This window comes from Streptomyces sp. NPDC044704 (assembly GCF_056433525.1).
Genome location: NZ_JBWKGY010000005.1, coordinates 388582 through 401871, shown reverse-complemented (window position 1 = coordinate 401871; position 13290 = coordinate 388582). Strand labels below are relative to the sequence as shown.

Sequence of the window (13290 nt, the reverse complement as noted above, 5' to 3'; positions counted from 1 at the left end):
CGTCAAGTAGCTTCGCCCCACCGCACGCAGGAACGGCCGGACCCCGTCAGGGGTCCGGCCGTTCCGTTGGTCAGGGGCGGGGCGGGGTCAGCCGCGGCCGCGACGCAGCATCGCGAAGCCCAGTCCGGCCGCGCCCACCGCGGCCATGCCGCCGCCGGCGGCCACCAGCGCCGGGGTGTCGCCGTGCCGCGCGACCCCCTCGGCTCCGGCGTTCACGCCGCCCTTGGGGACGATCCGCTCGTCGGACTCGGACTTCTTCCCGACCGGCTCGACCAGCGCGGCGGGCTTCGCCTTCCCCGTCGCCTTCTCCTTCTCCACCGTGTACTTCTCGATCAGCTTGCCGGTGGCGAAGTCGTAGACCCAGCTGTCGCCGCCGCGCTTCCCGTCGATGACGACGAACTTGACCCGCTTCCCGTCCTGGACGAGCTTGTACGTCCAGCCGTCGTTCATCGCGCTCGGGTGCTTCATGTCGATCGCGCCGAGGAAGTTCCCGTTCGGCATGAAGATCTCCACGCGCTTGCCGCGGTGGCCGTCGACGAGCTTCGCGATCCGCCCGTCCGGCATGGTCAGGCGCACCGAGTTCTCCTTCTTGACCTCGTGCTTCGGCTGCGGCTTCGGCTTCTCGGCCTTGTCGGCCGGCTTCCGTCCGCCCTCGACCCACGAGGTGACGGTGCCGTTGCCGTGCAGGGTGACGTGGAGGCCGTTGTGCGACGCGTTCGTCGACCGGCCGTTCTCGCTGACCAGCGTGCCCACCTTCGTGCCGCCGGCGAAGACGTCGGCCTCGAAGCGGCGGTCGCCGGACTTGTAGACCTTGGCGACGGAACCGTCGGCCAGCTTCACCGTGGTGACGTACACCCGCTCCTTCACCGGCGGGGTGACCGGAGGCGTCACCGGCGGGGTGACCGGAGGCGTCACCGGCGGGGTGACCGGAGGCGTCACCGGCGGCGTCACCGGCGGGGCCGTCGGGTCCACCGCCGGCTGCTCGATCCCGGGCAGCACCTCGGGCTCCGGAGCCGTCGGGGAGTCCGCGAAGGCGGACCCCACGGGCAGCGCCAGGACGGCGGCCGCCCCGGCGGAGACGGCGGCGGTACGAAGGGTGGTGCGGCGGGTGCTGCGCATGGTGCGGGCTCTTTCCTGCTCGTTCGTGACTCCGTGGCGACGACACCGACGAAGCTACGGGCCCGATATGTAGGCATTCCGTCGGCAACGTAACGAACCCCCGCAGACTGCCGCGCAGCCACGTAAACCACCCACCGGCCCCCCGTCCGGGCATCCCCTAGGGGATGTCACAGCTCAGCCGCAAAGGCCGCCTATTCGGGCGCCCCTGCCACCCTCGGCCCGCCGAGCAGGTACTTTCGATCACGTGGCTGGATTCAGGATCGGACGCGGCCGGGACAACAACCGCACCCCGCAACAACCCCCGCAACCCCCGCGGCAGCAGCCGTACGGTCAGCAGCAGCAAGCGCCGCAGGCACCGTACGGTCAGCAGCCCTACCCTCCTGCGGGTCCGCCCCCTCAGCAGCACTGGCCTCAGCAGCCTGCCGCCGGGGGCCACGGGGAGCCCGAGTACTTCGACCCGTACGGCCAGCAGCAGCCGCCGCAGGCCCCTTACGGAGGCCCGCACGAGCCCTCGTACGCGAACAACCCGGGCCACACCCAGGCCTTCTCCTTCGGCGAGGACCCGTACAGCCAGAGCCCGACCTACCAGGCGGGCGCGGCCGCGGCCGGCCCCGTCGGGCCCCGGCTGCACTGGAAGGAGCTCCTGCGCGGCATCGTCATGCGCCCGGGGCCGACCTTCCACCAGATGCGCGACTACGCCGTGTGGGGTCCGGCGCTGATCGTGACGTTCCTCTACGGGATGCTCGCGGTCTTCGGCTTCGACAAGGCCCGCGAGGACGCCATAAAGGCGACCCTCACCCAGGCGATCCCGATCGTCCTCAGCACCGGGCTGGCCTTCGTCATCTGCGGCCTCATCCTGGGCGCGGTCACGCACACGCTGGCCCGGCAGCTGGGCGGCGACGGCGCGTGGCAGCCGACGGTCGGGCTGTCGATGCTGGTCATGACCATCACGGACGCGCCGCGCCTGCTGTTCGCGGTGTTCCTGGGCGGCGACAACATGGTGGTCCAGGTGCTGGGCTGGATCACCTGGCTCGCGGCCGGCGCCCTCTTCACGTCGCTGATCAGCAAGTCGCACGACCTGCCGTGGCAGAAGGCGCTCGGCGCCTCCGCCATCCAGCTGATCGCCTTGCTGTCGATCATCAAGCTCGGCACGCTCTGACGTCACGACGAAGGGGCCCGCGGCGCGGTCGGCGCGGCGGGCCCCTTCGTCATGAACTGCGGCCCGTGAGACTGCGGGCTCGTGGAACGGCGGCTCAGGCGTCGAGGACCTGGCCCTCGCGCTTGACGACGGGCGGCTCGACCGACCACGGGAAGTTGATCCACTCGTCGGTCTTCTTCCACACGTACTCGCACTTCACGAGGGAGTGGGACTTCTCGTAGATGACGGCGGAGCGCACCTCGGCGACGTGGCCGAGGCAGAAGTCGTGGACGAGCTTGAGCGTCTTGCCGGTGTCGGCGACGTCGTCGGCGATCAGCACCTTCTTGTTGGTGAAGTCGATCGCCTCGGGCACGGGCGCCAGCATGACCGGCATCTCCAGCGTGGTGCCGACGCCGGTGTAGAACTCCACGTTCACGAGGTGGATGTTCTTGCAGTCGAGCGCGTACGCCAGCCCGCCGGCGACGAAGACCCCGCCGCGGGCGATGCTCAGGATGATGTCGGGCTCGTAGCCGTCATCGGCGATCGTCTGCGCCAGCTCGCGCACGGCGCGACCGAACCCCTCGTAGTCGAGGTTCTCGCGTACTCCGTCACTCATGCCTCGTGCCTCACCTGGGTGCGGTGGAAATTCTGGAAGGAGCGCGAGGCGGTCGGCCCGCGCTGCCCCTGGTACCTGGAGCCGTACCGCTCGCTGCCGTACGGGAACTCCGCGGGCGAGCTGAGGCGGAACAGGCACAGCTGCCCGATCTTCATCCCCGGCCAGAGCTTGATCGGCAGGGTGGCGAGGTTCGACAGCTCCAGGGTCACGTGACCCGAGAAGCCGGGGTCGATGAACCCGGCGGTCGAATGCGTCACCAGACCCAGGCGGCCCAGGCTGGACTTGCCCTCCAGGCGGGAGGCGATGTCCTCGGGGAGCGTGATGACCTCGTACGTCGAGGCGAGCACGAACTCGCCCGGGTGGAGGATGAACGCCTCGTCACCCTCCGGCTCGACCATGCGCGTCAGGTCGGGCTGCTCGACGGCGGGGTCGATGTGGGCGTAACGGTGGTTCTCGAAGACCCGGAAGAACCGGTCGAGACGCACATCGATGCTGGAGGGCTGCACCATCGACTCGTCGAAGGGGTCAATGCGAACCCGTCCGCTGTCGATCTCGGCCCGGATGTCTTTGTCGGAGAGAAGCACGTCCCGAGGATACGCAGAGCGCCCGGGCCACCCCCAATCGAGAGCCGGCCCGCGCGCCCCGCCCGGACTCCCCGGTCAGCGCTTGACGCCGCCCACGGGCACCGCATGCCTCAGCCGCGCGCACCGCGGGCACCTCAGCAGCCGCCCGGGCCCGATCCGGCCGGCACCGAGGTGCTGGAGCGGAAACGAGGCGGTACTGAAAACGTGCCCTTCGGCACAACGGACGACGGTGTGCTCCATCGAGTCCCTTTCCCCAACGAGCCGTACTGCGATGAATCGCCACATTAGGGGATGTTCGGGACCTGGCTCCAGCCGCCACTCCAGCCGCCGCCCGGTGCCCTACGTTACGCCCCAACTCCCGCCCCCACGCGCCCCCCTGCCCCCGTGACGCGACGCCCCCACGCGGGAGAATTCACCGCGGGTCGATCATGGGGTACAGTGAGCAACGGTACGGATCCAGGCAACTGGACCGCCTGTGCGGATGTAGTTTAATGGTAGAACATGAGCTTCCCAAGCTTATAGCGCGGGTTCGATTCCCGTCATCCGCTCCATAGCAAAGCCCCAGGTCAGCGACCTGGGGCTTTTGTTTTCTGCGGCCCGTCCCGCCCAGGGCCGGGGTACCGGGGTGCTTTGGCTTCGGGGCGCCTAGGATCGCGGGCATGGCCTTGAGCGTGAGTGACGTGGACCGGTTCGAGCGTGCCAGGCCGCGGCTGGAGGCCATTGCCTACCGGCTGCTCGGTTCGGCGAGCGAGGCCGAGGACGCCGTGCAGGAGACGTTCCTGCGCTGGCAGGCGGCCGATGTCGGGCGGATCGAGGTGCCCGAGGCCTGGCTGACGAAGGTCCTCACCAACTGGTGCCTCAACGCGCTCACTTCGGCACGCGCCCGGCGCGAGACCTACGTGGGCCGGTGGCTGCCCGAGCCGCTGCTCGCCGGGGACCCGATGCTCGGCCCGGCCGACACCGCCGAGCAGCGCGAGTCGGTGTCGTACGCCGTCCTCGTCCTGCTGGAGCGGCTGTCGCCGGGCGAGCGGGCGGTGTACGTACTGCGCGAGGCCTTCGACCACACGCACCGGGAGATCGCCGAGATCCTGGAGATCAGCGAGACCGCCAGCCAGCAGACCTACCACCGGGCCAAGAAGCACGTCGCCGACGGCAAGGCGCGCACGGAGATCGACGGGGCCGCCGCCCGGAAGATCGTCGAGGAGTTCCTGGCCGCGGCGACCACCGGCCGCACCGAACCCCTCGTGCGCCTGCTCACCCAGGACGCCGTCTCGGTCGGCGACGGCGGCGGAAAGGTCCTGGCCCGCGCGAAGGCGTTCGAGGGCGCGCTCGCGGTCGCCACCTTCCTGCGCGGCCTGTTCAAGCCGAGCGCGGCCAAGCGGGCCCACGTCGGCGGCGCGCCCGAGATCTACGCCACGACCGCGAACGGCGGGCCCGCCGTCGTGGCGGTCGTGGACGGCCGGGTCGTCGCGATCACCTGCCTGGAGGTCACCGCTGACGGCATCGCCGCGGTCCGCAGCCAGGTCAACCCCGACAAGCTCGTCCGCGCGACCGGGCAGTGGGCCGCCACGGACCACGGGGAGGGCCCGCTCCACACCCTCTGAGAGGGTGTGACGCAGGTCACGTTCCGATCCTGTCAGGGATCGGGGGGCTGTCCGGTTCAAGGGACGTCACCACGCCGGACAGCCTCACCTTCCTGACAGGAGCACGGACATGGAGCACCGCATCGTCGTCCTCGGAGCCGGATACACCGGTGCCGTCGCCGCCGGCCGCCTCGCCAAGCGGCTGCACCACGAGGACGTCACCATCACCCTCGTCAACCCCGAGCCCGACTTCGTCGAGCGCGTCCGGCTGCACCAGATCGCGGCCGGCCAGGACCTCAGGCCCCGCCCGTTCGGCGAGATGTTCGCGGGCACGGGTGTGGAGCTGAAGCTCGGAAAGGTCACCGCCGTGGACGTGGACCGCAAGACGGTGACGGTCACGGCCGCCGCCGCGCACGGCCCCGACCGGGAGCAACTGGAGTACGACACCCTGGTCTACGCCCTCGGCAGCGGCTGGGACGACGGGGGCGTCCCCGGTACCGCCGCCCACGCCCACGAGGTCTCCAGCCGCCCCGGCGCCCTCCGTCTCCGCGACCGCCTCGCCGCCCTGGACGCCGGCCGGCCCGTGGTCGTGGTCGGCGGCGGCCTGACCGGTGTGGAGGCCGCGACCGAGATCGCCGAGGCCCGCCCGGACCTCGACGTCGCCCTGGCCGCCCGCGGCGCCCTCGGCGACTGGCTCTCCGAGAAGGGCCGCGCCCACCTGCGGAAGGTGGTGGACGAGCTCGGCATCACCGTCCACGAACACACCGCGGTCGACGCCGTGGAAGCGGACGGCGTGACGACCGCCGACGGCCGGACCGTCCCCGCCGAGGTCACCGTCTGGACCACCGGCTTCGCCGTCCACCCGATCGCCCGGGCCACCGCCCTGGAGGTCACCGACCGCGGCCGGATCGTGGTCGACACCACGATGCGCTCGGTGTCCCACCCGGACGTGTACGCCGTGGGTGACGCCGCGATGGCGATCGGCCCGGGCGACAAGCCGCTGCGCATGTCCTGCGCCTCGGGCGTCCCCATGGCCTGGCAGGCCGCCGACGCCATCGCCGCCCGCCTCACCGGCGCCAAGGTCCCCCACACCTCCATCGAGTACTCCAAGCAGTGCGTCTCCCTCGGACGCAGGGACGGCCTGATCCAGACCGTCACCGCCGACGACCGGGCGGTCGACAAGGTCATGACGGGCCGTATGGCCGCCCGCTTCAAGGAACTGATCTGCAAGGGCGCGGTCTGGAGCGTCGCCCACCCCACCATGGGCCTGCCGTCCCGGCGCCGCCGTGTCGTACGGACGCAGACCCGCGGCCGCGCACGGACGCAGGCGGCGGCCTGATCTCACTTGCGCACGCGGGCGGACAGCACCAGGCCCAGATCCAGCACGCTCAGGCCGAACATCAGGATGCCCAGGGGCACATGGAGCGACGGCACGTGCGCGATGCCCAGGACCACCTGCACCGAAGCGAGGACGAGGAACCCGGAGGCGTACAGGACCGGGCGGGGCGAGCCGCCGCCCGGCCGCCACGCCAGGACCGCGGCGAGTACGTACAGCATCGACGCGCCGTACATCACTCGGGAGCCGACGTCGTGCAGCGTCGCGCCGACCGACGAGGACAGCAGGAGTCCGGCGGTCGCCGCCTGGAAGAAGATGGCCAAGGTCTGTACGGCTATCGCGCCCTGAAGGAACGTGAGCCGGCCCGGTACTGCCGTCGTCTGCGTGGCCATGGCGCGGCCCCCTCTTCTGCCTCGCGGCGGTGGATCGTCACTGTGTCGACCCTCCAACGACGTGGCCCCGCGAAATGTGAGGCGACGCGCAGGGCTCACAATCCGGTGCGGTGTCTCGTCGTAGTACCGAGAGCCGAAGCGGACCAAGAACCAGGGAGCGGCCGAGACCATGAGCACCCCACCCGAGGCAGGGCACGACCGGTTCGAGCCGGGGCTGAGCGCGGTCGTCGACGAGCGGCGCCAGCTGATCAACCTCGCCTACCGGCTGCTCGGTTCACTGGCCGAGGCCGAGGACGCCGTCCAGGAGACCTACACCCGCTGGTACGCGATGTCACGGCAACAGCAGCAGGCCATCGAATCGCCCGGCGCCTGGCTGACGACGGTGGCCAGCCGCATCTGCCTCGACGTGCTCGGCTCGGCGCGGGCCCGGCGCGAGCGCTACGTCGGCGCCTGGATACCCGAGCCGCTGCCCGACCGCACGGAGTGGATGGGCGGCCGGACGGGCACCGGCGGCGCCGAACCGGCCGACCCCGCCGACCGGATCACCCTGGACGAGTCGGTGAACATGGCCTTCCTCGTCGTACTGGAGTCGATGACGCCGGCCGAACGCGTGGCGTTCATCCTGCACGACGTCTTCCGCTACCCCTTCGCGGAGGTCGCCGAGATCGTCGGCCGGACTCCCGCGGCCTGCCGGCAACTGGCGTCCTCGGCCCGCCGGCGTCTGCACGCCGCGGAGGCCCCGGCGGCCCCGGCGGCCGGACAGGCCGGTGTGGTGCGGGCCTTCAAGGAGGCGTGGGAGGCCAAGGACATCGAGGCCCTCGTCGGTCTCCTCGACCCCGCAGCCACGATGACCGCCGACGGCGGCGGCATGGTCGGCACCGTCCTGCGCCCGGTCGAGGGCAGCGGGCGCATCGCCGAGTACCTGATCCACATCGCGGACAAGGCTCCCGGACTGACCCTCCTGGAACGGACGGTCAACGGCCGGCCGGGCCTGGTCGCCCAGCATTCCGGCGTCACGGTGACCGTGGCGGCGTTCAGCCTCGCCGAGGGCCGCGTCACCCGCATCTGGGCGGTCCGCAATCCGGAGAAGCTCCGGCCGTGGACGGAGAACGGGCGGGACGGACGGGACTGACCCACGCGCATGCGCATGCGCATGCGATTCCTCCACGGGTTCGCCCTGCTCGCCGCCGGCCTCCTCGCCGGGGCGTTCGGCTACGGCGCGGCCAACCCCGTCCCCGCCTTCAGGTCTCGACGCCGAGCTCCCTGACCCTCGCGGTCCTGACGCGCGGCCGGGCCCGGTCAGCAGGTCGAGGCGCCCGGAATGTTCCGGATGGGGCACGTATGGAATAGTTGAATGCTCCTACTTTGGGTGTGATGTCGGCATGAGGAACTCCCCGGGCCGCCGTGTACGCCGTACCGCCCTGCTGGCTCCGTGTGCGGCGCTCCTGGTCGTGGCGGGTGCGCTGCCCGCGGGGGCCGGGGCCGCCGTCGCGCCCGGGGCGGCGGTGAGTGCCCCCGCCTCCGTACGGGCGGCCCCGGAGCCCATCGATCCGGCCGCGCTTCAGGCCGCCGTCGCGGCCACGGCGAAGAAGCTGATGATCCCCGGAGCCGTGGTGCTGGTCCGCACCCCGCAGGGCACCTTCCGCGCGGTCGCCGGCACGAGCGAACTCGACACGAGCACGACGCCGAGCACCCGCGACCACTTCCGGATCGCCTCCAACACCAAGACCATGACCGCGGCGCTGATCAACCTGCTCGCCCAGGACGGCAAGCTCGCGCTGGGCGACCCGGTGTCCTCGTACGTCACCGGAGTGCCGAACGGCGAACACATCACCCTCACCGAGCTGTTGAAGATGCGTAGCGGGCTGTACAACTACACCGACGCGCCCGAGCTCTCGGCGGCCATGGACGCCGACCCCGCGAAGGCCTGGACGCCGCGGCAGATGCTGGACATGGCGTTCCGGCGGCCGCCGAACTTCGCCCCCGGCGCCTCGTACGAGTACAGCAACACCAACTACGCGCTGCTGGGCCTGGTCGCCGAGAAGGCCGGCGGCCGGCCCCTGGCCGAGCAGTTCCGGGACCGGCTGTTCGCCCCGCTCGGGCTGGCGGCGACCTCGCTTCCCGGCATGCACGACACCGCCCTGCCGAGCCCGTACGCGCACGGCTACATGTACGGCGGGACCGCGTACGCGCTGATCGACCAGCCCTACCCGGCCGGGATGCAGGCGGCGGCGCGGTCCGGAAGGCTCCGGCCCGTGGACTACACCCACCAGAACCCCTCCTACGCGCACGCGGCCGGCGGCGCCGTCTCCACCGCGGACGACCTGGCCACCTGGATCCGGGCCCTGGTGACGGGCAAGGTCCTGAACCCCGCCTCCCAGCGGCAGTGGCTGGACAGCCTCCAGGACGAGGACCCGGCCGCGCCGCCCGGCGGGCAGAAGTACGGGTACGGCATCTCGTACCAGCGCTTCGGACCGGACGCGGCGATGTACTACCACGGCGGTGAACTCCCCGGCTTCAACTCGTTCATCGGGCACGACCCGAAGAACGACGTCACCCTCGTGGTCTGGGCGAACCTGACCCTGACCCCCGACGGGCGGACCACGGCCAACGCCCTGCTGCCGACCGTCCTCAACCAGATCTACGGGCTCTCACTCCCCACTGCCGGCGCCACCGCCGAATAGCCGTGGGGCTTCGGGTGCGGCGAGGAGGATCTGGGTCGCCCCGGTGATGTTGTCGGCGCGGACGGCGCGGGCCATCGCCTCGCGGGCGGCGTCCGCCGTGGTGTGCGGGGGAACCACGAGCAGCGCGAAGTGGTCGTTGTCGCCGCGGGTGATGAGGACGGTGTCGTCGCCGACGGGGTCGGAGTCGAGGTGCACGACCCGTCCGTCGACGGTCAGGCGGGTGGGGATGCCCTGCCAGGCGGTGGCGTCCAGGGCGACCCGGGTGACGGGCCCGAGGTACCCGGTAAGTGCGCTGATCAGGGCGGGCAGTTCGGTCTCGACGTGCCTGGAACGCGGCCACCAGGCGCCGTCCAGGACGCCCTGGCGGGCGTGGGTGGTCTCCAGCCGGAGCAGCGCGGCGCCGGGCTCGACCGCGCGGTGGATCGCGTCGGGGAGGAGCCCCGGGGCCGGGGGAGGTACGGGGGCGGGGGAGGAAGCGGGGACGTCGGGTGCGGCCATGGTGTTCGCCCGTCTCGCGGAGCGGCGTGGTGCGGATGCGGTGGGGTGGGGTGCGGTGAAGGGGCGGTGCGGTGCCGTGCGGTGCGGTGCGGTGCGGCGGCAGCCCGTCCGCTGCGTTCCCGGGATGCCCCCGTCGTTTCACCGTACTCCGGCCGCCCCGGCCGCGGGGCCAGGGACCGCCGGAAAATAGCTGGTCAGGACCGGGGTCGCGGGCCGGGAAGCGGAGTACCGTGGAGGGACCGGGAGTATTTCGCACACCCGCTCCCACGCGGACGTCGTTTCCGGCGATCACTGCACCGGGCCGTTCACGGAACGGCCCGGGGACGGGTCCGCGACATGACCGCGATCCTCGACCGCACCGGCTCCCGCCCGGTGTCCCCCCTCGTCCGGGCGCGGCTCGCGCTCACGCCGAAGACCGCCCTCGCGGGGCAGCTGGACGGTGCCTGGTGGCCGTACTCCCGTGACCTCGAAACCGAGCTGCCCGCGTTGACCGCGGCCCTCGACGGGCCCTGGGGGCGCGTCACCCGCGTCACCGTCAACCCCGCCCGGTGGCCCGTCGTCCCGCGCAGGGTCCAGGTGGCGGGGCGCACCGTGCACGTCGGCTGGTTCACCGAGCAGGACCCCGACAAGCTGATCCTGCTCTCCTACACCGTCGGCCGCTGGGACCTGCTCGTCATCCCTCCCGAGACCGGACCGGCCGCCGCGGCACGCCTGCTGGCGGCCGCCTCGATCCCCGGCAGCGCCCTCACCGCCGGCGTGCTGATGGCCAACGAAGCCGTCATCGGGCGCGGCATCCGTGACTCGGGGCGCCGGGAAGCCACCTGGGAGGACGAAGGCGGGGCGTGCATGTCCCCCTTCGGGAACCCGATGGGCCGACGGGCACTCCCGCTGCCCGGGAACACCTGGAGGTGAGCACCGTGGAAACCCTCGTCCTCATCGCACTGATGATCATCGCGACCGGTGTCGGAATGCGCTGGATCCACCTGCTGAACGCCCAGCACGACGCCCGGATCGCGGCGTACCGCTTCAGCGAACCCCTGCCGAGGCCGCCCGGACTGCCCCGCTCCGACGACAGCTGACCCCCGCACACGAGAGGACGCGGCTGACCGGACCCCGCCCCCGGCGGGCGGGGGTGCACCCGATGGGCCCAACCGGAGTCGCGGGGCGCGCGGCGGCGCGTGCCCAATGGCAGGAGGCGGCTTTCCGCCCCTGTCGTTCCCGGGAGTGCCATGACCTTGCCGTCCGAGCCGTCGCCCGAGCCGTCGCCGAAGCCGTCGCCCGTGCCGTCCGGGCCCCCCGCGGCGGGCCCGTCGCGGGCGGGGCGCATCGTGAAGAGCACGCTCTCGGCGGTCCTGATCACCCTCGCGTGCCTGCTGGTCCCCCTGTCCCTGGTCACCGTATGGGTGCACGACATCGTGCTGGACACCCGCCGCTACGTGTCCACCGTCGCCCCCCTCGCCTCGGACCCGGCGGTCCAGGACGCCGCCGTCCACCGCATCACCGAGGCGGCCGACGTACGCGTGGACGGGGCCCAGATCACCGCGGACATCGCGAAGTGGCTGGAGTCCCAGGGTCTGCCCCCGCGGGTCGGTACGGCCGTCAAGGCACTCGGACCGCAGCTGGACTCCGCCGCCGACCAGGCCGTCTCGAAGATCGCGACCCGCTTCGTCGAGGGCGACCGGTTCGAGCGGGTGTGGACCGGGGCCAACCGCGCCGCCCACGGGGCCGTGGTGCACGCGCTCACCGGCCACGGCCGCGGCGCGGTCGAGGTCGAGGGCGGCACCGTCACCCTCGACGTCGGCACGGCCGTGGAGACGGTCAAGAAGGACCTCGTCGACGCCGGGCTCTCCCCCGCCGAGAAGATCCCCGCCGTGGACAAGCAGATGGTGCTCTTCCAGTCCGACAAGCTGGAGAAGATCAGGGGCGCGGTCCACCTCCTCGACGTCGTCGGCAACTGGCTGCCCGTCCTGACGGTCGCCCTCGCCGCCGCCGGGGTCCTGCTCGCCCGGCGCCGCCGCCGGGCCCTGGTGACCACCGCCCTGTGCGCGGCCGCCGCCTGCCTGCTGATCGGCATCGCCCTGGTCGTCGTACGCCGCTACTACCTCGACCACCTCCCCGCCCAGGTGCAGTCCCCGGCCGCGGCAGCGGCGATCTTCGACACGCTCGTCCGGTTCCTGCGGGTCGCCCTGCGGACCGCCCTGGTGCTCGGGGTCGTCGTCGCGCTCGGCGCCTACCTGACCGGACCCGGCCGGCTGGCGCGCGGCGTGCGCGGCCGGGCCGAGCGCACGGCCGACTCCACCGCGCGCTGGGGCGCCGCCCACGGGGTCCACGCCGGGCGGGCCGGGACCTGGGTGGAGGCGAACCGGCGGTGGGTGACCGCCACGGCGGTCGCCGTCCTCGCGGTCGTCTTCGCGCTGTGGAACCACCCGACGGTGCTCACGGTCCTGCTGTTCGTACTGATCCTGCTCGCCGTGCTCGCCGTACTCGCCCTGCTGGCGGCCTCCGGCCGGACCGACGGCCCGGACGGGAGGGCGGCCCGTGCCGGGCCCTGAACGGCGCCGGCCGGGCGCGCTGTTCCAGCGGCCGTCGCGCGGGGTCCGCGGCGACGCCGCCCGGCCGCTCCGCACCGTCCCCGGGGGCTCCGGTCGCGCGGGGCGCTCCGGCGGCTTCTCCTGAAGCCATGGAACGCGAGGCATCCGGGCCGCCCGACCCGTACCGGGACCTGCCCACCACCGCCCGGCAGCTGCGCCGCTCGCTCGTGGGACCCCTGCTGCGCTCCGCGGCCTCGGTCTCCCTGCTCACCTGGCTGTTCTACGTGGCCCCGCTGGACCGCGACACCGACCTCGGCGCCCTGCTGCTGCTGATCGTCGGCCTGAGCCTGTTCGGCGCACTGGTCGTCTGGCAGGTCTTCGCCATCACCCACGCGCGGCATCCGCGGCTGCGCGCCGTGGAGGCGCTGTCGACGGCCGTGCCGCTGTTCCTGCTGCTCTTCGCGGTGGCGTACTTCCTGCTGGCGCGGAACGAGCCGGGCTCCTTCTCGGAGCAGCTGAACCGGACCGACGCCCTGTACTTCACGGTCACCGTGTTCGCGACCGTGGGCTTCGGGGACATCGTGCCCGTCACCCAGACCGGCCGGGTCCTGACCACCGTGCAGATGATCGCCGACCTGATCGTGGTGGGACTGATCGCCAAGGCGCTCTTCGGGGCGGTCAGGATCGGGATGCGGCGCAAGGAGCGCGCCGCGTCGCGGGAGCCCACGGACGAGCCGTGAGCGACGGCTGCGGGCGCTCCGGCGGCGGGCGGCACCACCCGGGTGGACGATCGAGGGAGCGGAAAGGAA

Annotated in this window: 14 protein-coding genes and 1 tRNA gene; 10 read left to right on the top strand and 5 right to left on the bottom strand. The window is 72.3% G+C overall.

The features are described from left to right. Nucleotides 1–87: 87 nt before the first annotated feature. Complete coding sequence (locus AC07B0_RS15735) at nucleotides 88–1119, bottom strand: hypothetical protein (protein ID WP_478898398.1); 1032 nt, start codon at nucleotides 1117–1119, stop codon at nucleotides 88–90. Between the two features lie 244 nt (nucleotides 1120–1363). On the opposite strand from AC07B0_RS15735, the gene AC07B0_RS15730 reads away from it, so the two are divergent. After that, nucleotides 1364–2278, top strand: coding sequence for a Yip1 family protein (locus AC07B0_RS15730; protein ID WP_356873567.1), 915 nt, complete (start codon nucleotides 1364–1366; stop codon nucleotides 2276–2278). Between the two features lie 94 nt (nucleotides 2279–2372). Here AC07B0_RS15730 and AC07B0_RS15725 read toward each other — a convergent pair whose 3' ends face one another. Together AC07B0_RS15725 and dcd are read right to left on the bottom strand one after the other, a co-directional pair. After that, nucleotides 2373–2873: a phosphoribosyltransferase gene (locus AC07B0_RS15725; protein WP_356873565.1), complete on the bottom strand. Its 501-nt coding sequence runs from the start codon at nucleotides 2871–2873 to the stop codon at nucleotides 2373–2375. Further along, on the bottom strand, nucleotides 2870–3457 hold the full coding sequence (gene dcd / locus AC07B0_RS15720; protein ID WP_356873563.1) for a dCTP deaminase: 588 nt from the start codon (nucleotides 3455–3457) through the stop codon (nucleotides 2870–2872). The genes AC07B0_RS15725 and dcd overlap by 4 nt, the downstream gene beginning before the upstream one ends. 477 nt (nucleotides 3458–3934) lie before the next feature. On the opposite strand from dcd, the gene AC07B0_RS15715 reads away from it, so the two are divergent. The 3 genes from AC07B0_RS15715 to AC07B0_RS15705 all read left to right on the top strand — a co-directional run bounded on the left by AC07B0_RS15715 (nucleotide 3935) and on the right by AC07B0_RS15705 (nucleotide 6379). Beyond that, nucleotides 3935–4008 (top strand) — tRNA-Gly (locus AC07B0_RS15715). A 108-nt stretch (nucleotides 4009–4116) separates the two neighbouring features. After that, the gene (gene sigJ, locus AC07B0_RS15710) at nucleotides 4117–5061 is read left to right on the top strand and encodes an RNA polymerase sigma factor SigJ (protein WP_469377307.1); all 945 of its coding nucleotides are present in this window, start codon (nucleotides 4117–4119) and stop codon (nucleotides 5059–5061) included. Between the two features lie 109 nt (nucleotides 5062–5170). After that, complete coding sequence (locus tag AC07B0_RS15705; RefSeq protein ID WP_469377305.1) at nucleotides 5171–6379, top strand: NAD(P)/FAD-dependent oxidoreductase; 1209 nt, start codon at nucleotides 5171–5173, stop codon at nucleotides 6377–6379. Nucleotides 6380–6381: 2 nt separating this feature from the next. Here the strand turns inward: AC07B0_RS15705 and AC07B0_RS15700 are convergent, their stop codons facing one another. Continuing rightward, nucleotides 6382–6768, bottom strand: a complete 387-nt coding sequence (locus AC07B0_RS15700) for a hypothetical protein (protein WP_356873521.1) — start codon at nucleotides 6766–6768, stop codon at nucleotides 6382–6384. A 169-nt stretch (nucleotides 6769–6937) separates the two neighbouring features. On the opposite strand from AC07B0_RS15700, the gene sigJ (AC07B0_RS15695) reads away from it, so the two are divergent. Beyond that, on the top strand, nucleotides 6938–7900 hold the full coding sequence (sigJ, locus tag AC07B0_RS15695; RefSeq protein WP_469377303.1) for an RNA polymerase sigma factor SigJ: 963 nt from the start codon (nucleotides 6938–6940) through the stop codon (nucleotides 7898–7900). A gap of 250 nt (nucleotides 7901–8150) precedes the next feature. After that, nucleotides 8151–9452 (top strand): serine hydrolase domain-containing protein, encoded by a 1302-nt coding sequence (locus AC07B0_RS15690; protein WP_478898395.1) that lies wholly within the window; start codon nucleotides 8151–8153, stop codon nucleotides 9450–9452. On the opposite strand, the gene AC07B0_RS15685 is transcribed toward AC07B0_RS15690, so the two are convergent. Continuing rightward, nucleotides 9420–9950 carry a DUF5994 family protein gene (locus tag AC07B0_RS15685; RefSeq protein WP_478898393.1) on the bottom strand — a complete coding sequence of 177 codons (531 nt, stop codon included), beginning with the start codon at nucleotides 9948–9950 and terminating at the stop codon, nucleotides 9420–9422. The genes AC07B0_RS15690 and AC07B0_RS15685 overlap by 33 nt on opposite strands. Before the next feature lie 336 nt (nucleotides 9951–10286). Between AC07B0_RS15685 and AC07B0_RS15680 the strand changes: the two genes are divergently transcribed. From AC07B0_RS15680 to AC07B0_RS15665, 4 genes are all read left to right on the top strand, one after another. Continuing rightward, on the top strand, nucleotides 10287–10862 hold the full coding sequence (locus tag AC07B0_RS15680) for a DUF5994 family protein (protein ID WP_478898391.1): 576 nt from the start codon (nucleotides 10287–10289) through the stop codon (nucleotides 10860–10862). After that, complete coding sequence (locus AC07B0_RS15675; RefSeq protein ID WP_356873512.1) at nucleotides 10859–11029, top strand: hypothetical protein; 171 nt, start codon at nucleotides 10859–10861, stop codon at nucleotides 11027–11029. Before AC07B0_RS15680 ends, AC07B0_RS15675 begins: the two co-directional genes overlap by 4 nt. Nucleotides 11030–11278: 249 nt before the next feature. After that, nucleotides 11279–12502 (top strand): hypothetical protein, encoded by a 1224-nt coding sequence (locus AC07B0_RS15670; protein WP_478898389.1) that lies wholly within the window; start codon nucleotides 11279–11281, stop codon nucleotides 12500–12502. Between the two features lie 128 nt (nucleotides 12503–12630). Beyond that, nucleotides 12631–13221 (top strand): potassium channel family protein, encoded by a 591-nt coding sequence (locus AC07B0_RS15665; protein ID WP_469377294.1) that lies wholly within the window; start codon nucleotides 12631–12633, stop codon nucleotides 13219–13221. Nucleotides 13222–13290: the final 69 nt, after the last annotated feature.

Excerpts from the sequence above, each read along its gene's own strand:
- AC07B0_RS15735 (WP_478898398.1), bottom strand. The coding sequence starts at position 1,119 with ATGCGCAGCACCCGCCGCACCACCCTTCGTACCGCCGCCGTCTCCGCC.
- AC07B0_RS15725 (WP_356873565.1), bottom strand. The coding sequence starts at position 2,873 with ATGAGTGACGGAGTACGCGAGAACCTCGACTACGAGGGGTTCGGTCGC.
- sigJ (WP_469377307.1), top strand. The coding sequence starts at position 4,117 with ATGGCCTTGAGCGTGAGTGACGTGGACCGGTTCGAGCGTGCCAGGCCG.
- AC07B0_RS15705 (WP_469377305.1), top strand. The coding sequence starts at position 5,171 with ATGGAGCACCGCATCGTCGTCCTCGGAGCCGGATACACCGGTGCCGTC.
- AC07B0_RS15700 (WP_356873521.1), bottom strand. The coding sequence starts at position 6,768 with ATGGCCACGCAGACGACGGCAGTACCGGGCCGGCTCACGTTCCTTCAG.
- sigJ (WP_469377303.1), top strand. The coding sequence starts at position 6,938 with ATGAGCACCCCACCCGAGGCAGGGCACGACCGGTTCGAGCCGGGGCTG.
- AC07B0_RS15690 (WP_478898395.1), top strand. The coding sequence starts at position 8,151 with ATGAGGAACTCCCCGGGCCGCCGTGTACGCCGTACCGCCCTGCTGGCT.
- AC07B0_RS15685 (WP_478898393.1), bottom strand. The coding sequence starts at position 9,950 with ATGGCCGCACCCGACGTCCCCGCTTCCTCCCCCGCCCCCGTACCTCCC.
- AC07B0_RS15680 (WP_478898391.1), top strand. The coding sequence starts at position 10,287 with ATGACCGCGATCCTCGACCGCACCGGCTCCCGCCCGGTGTCCCCCCTC.
- AC07B0_RS15665 (WP_469377294.1), top strand. The coding sequence starts at position 12,631 with ATGGAACGCGAGGCATCCGGGCCGCCCGACCCGTACCGGGACCTGCCC.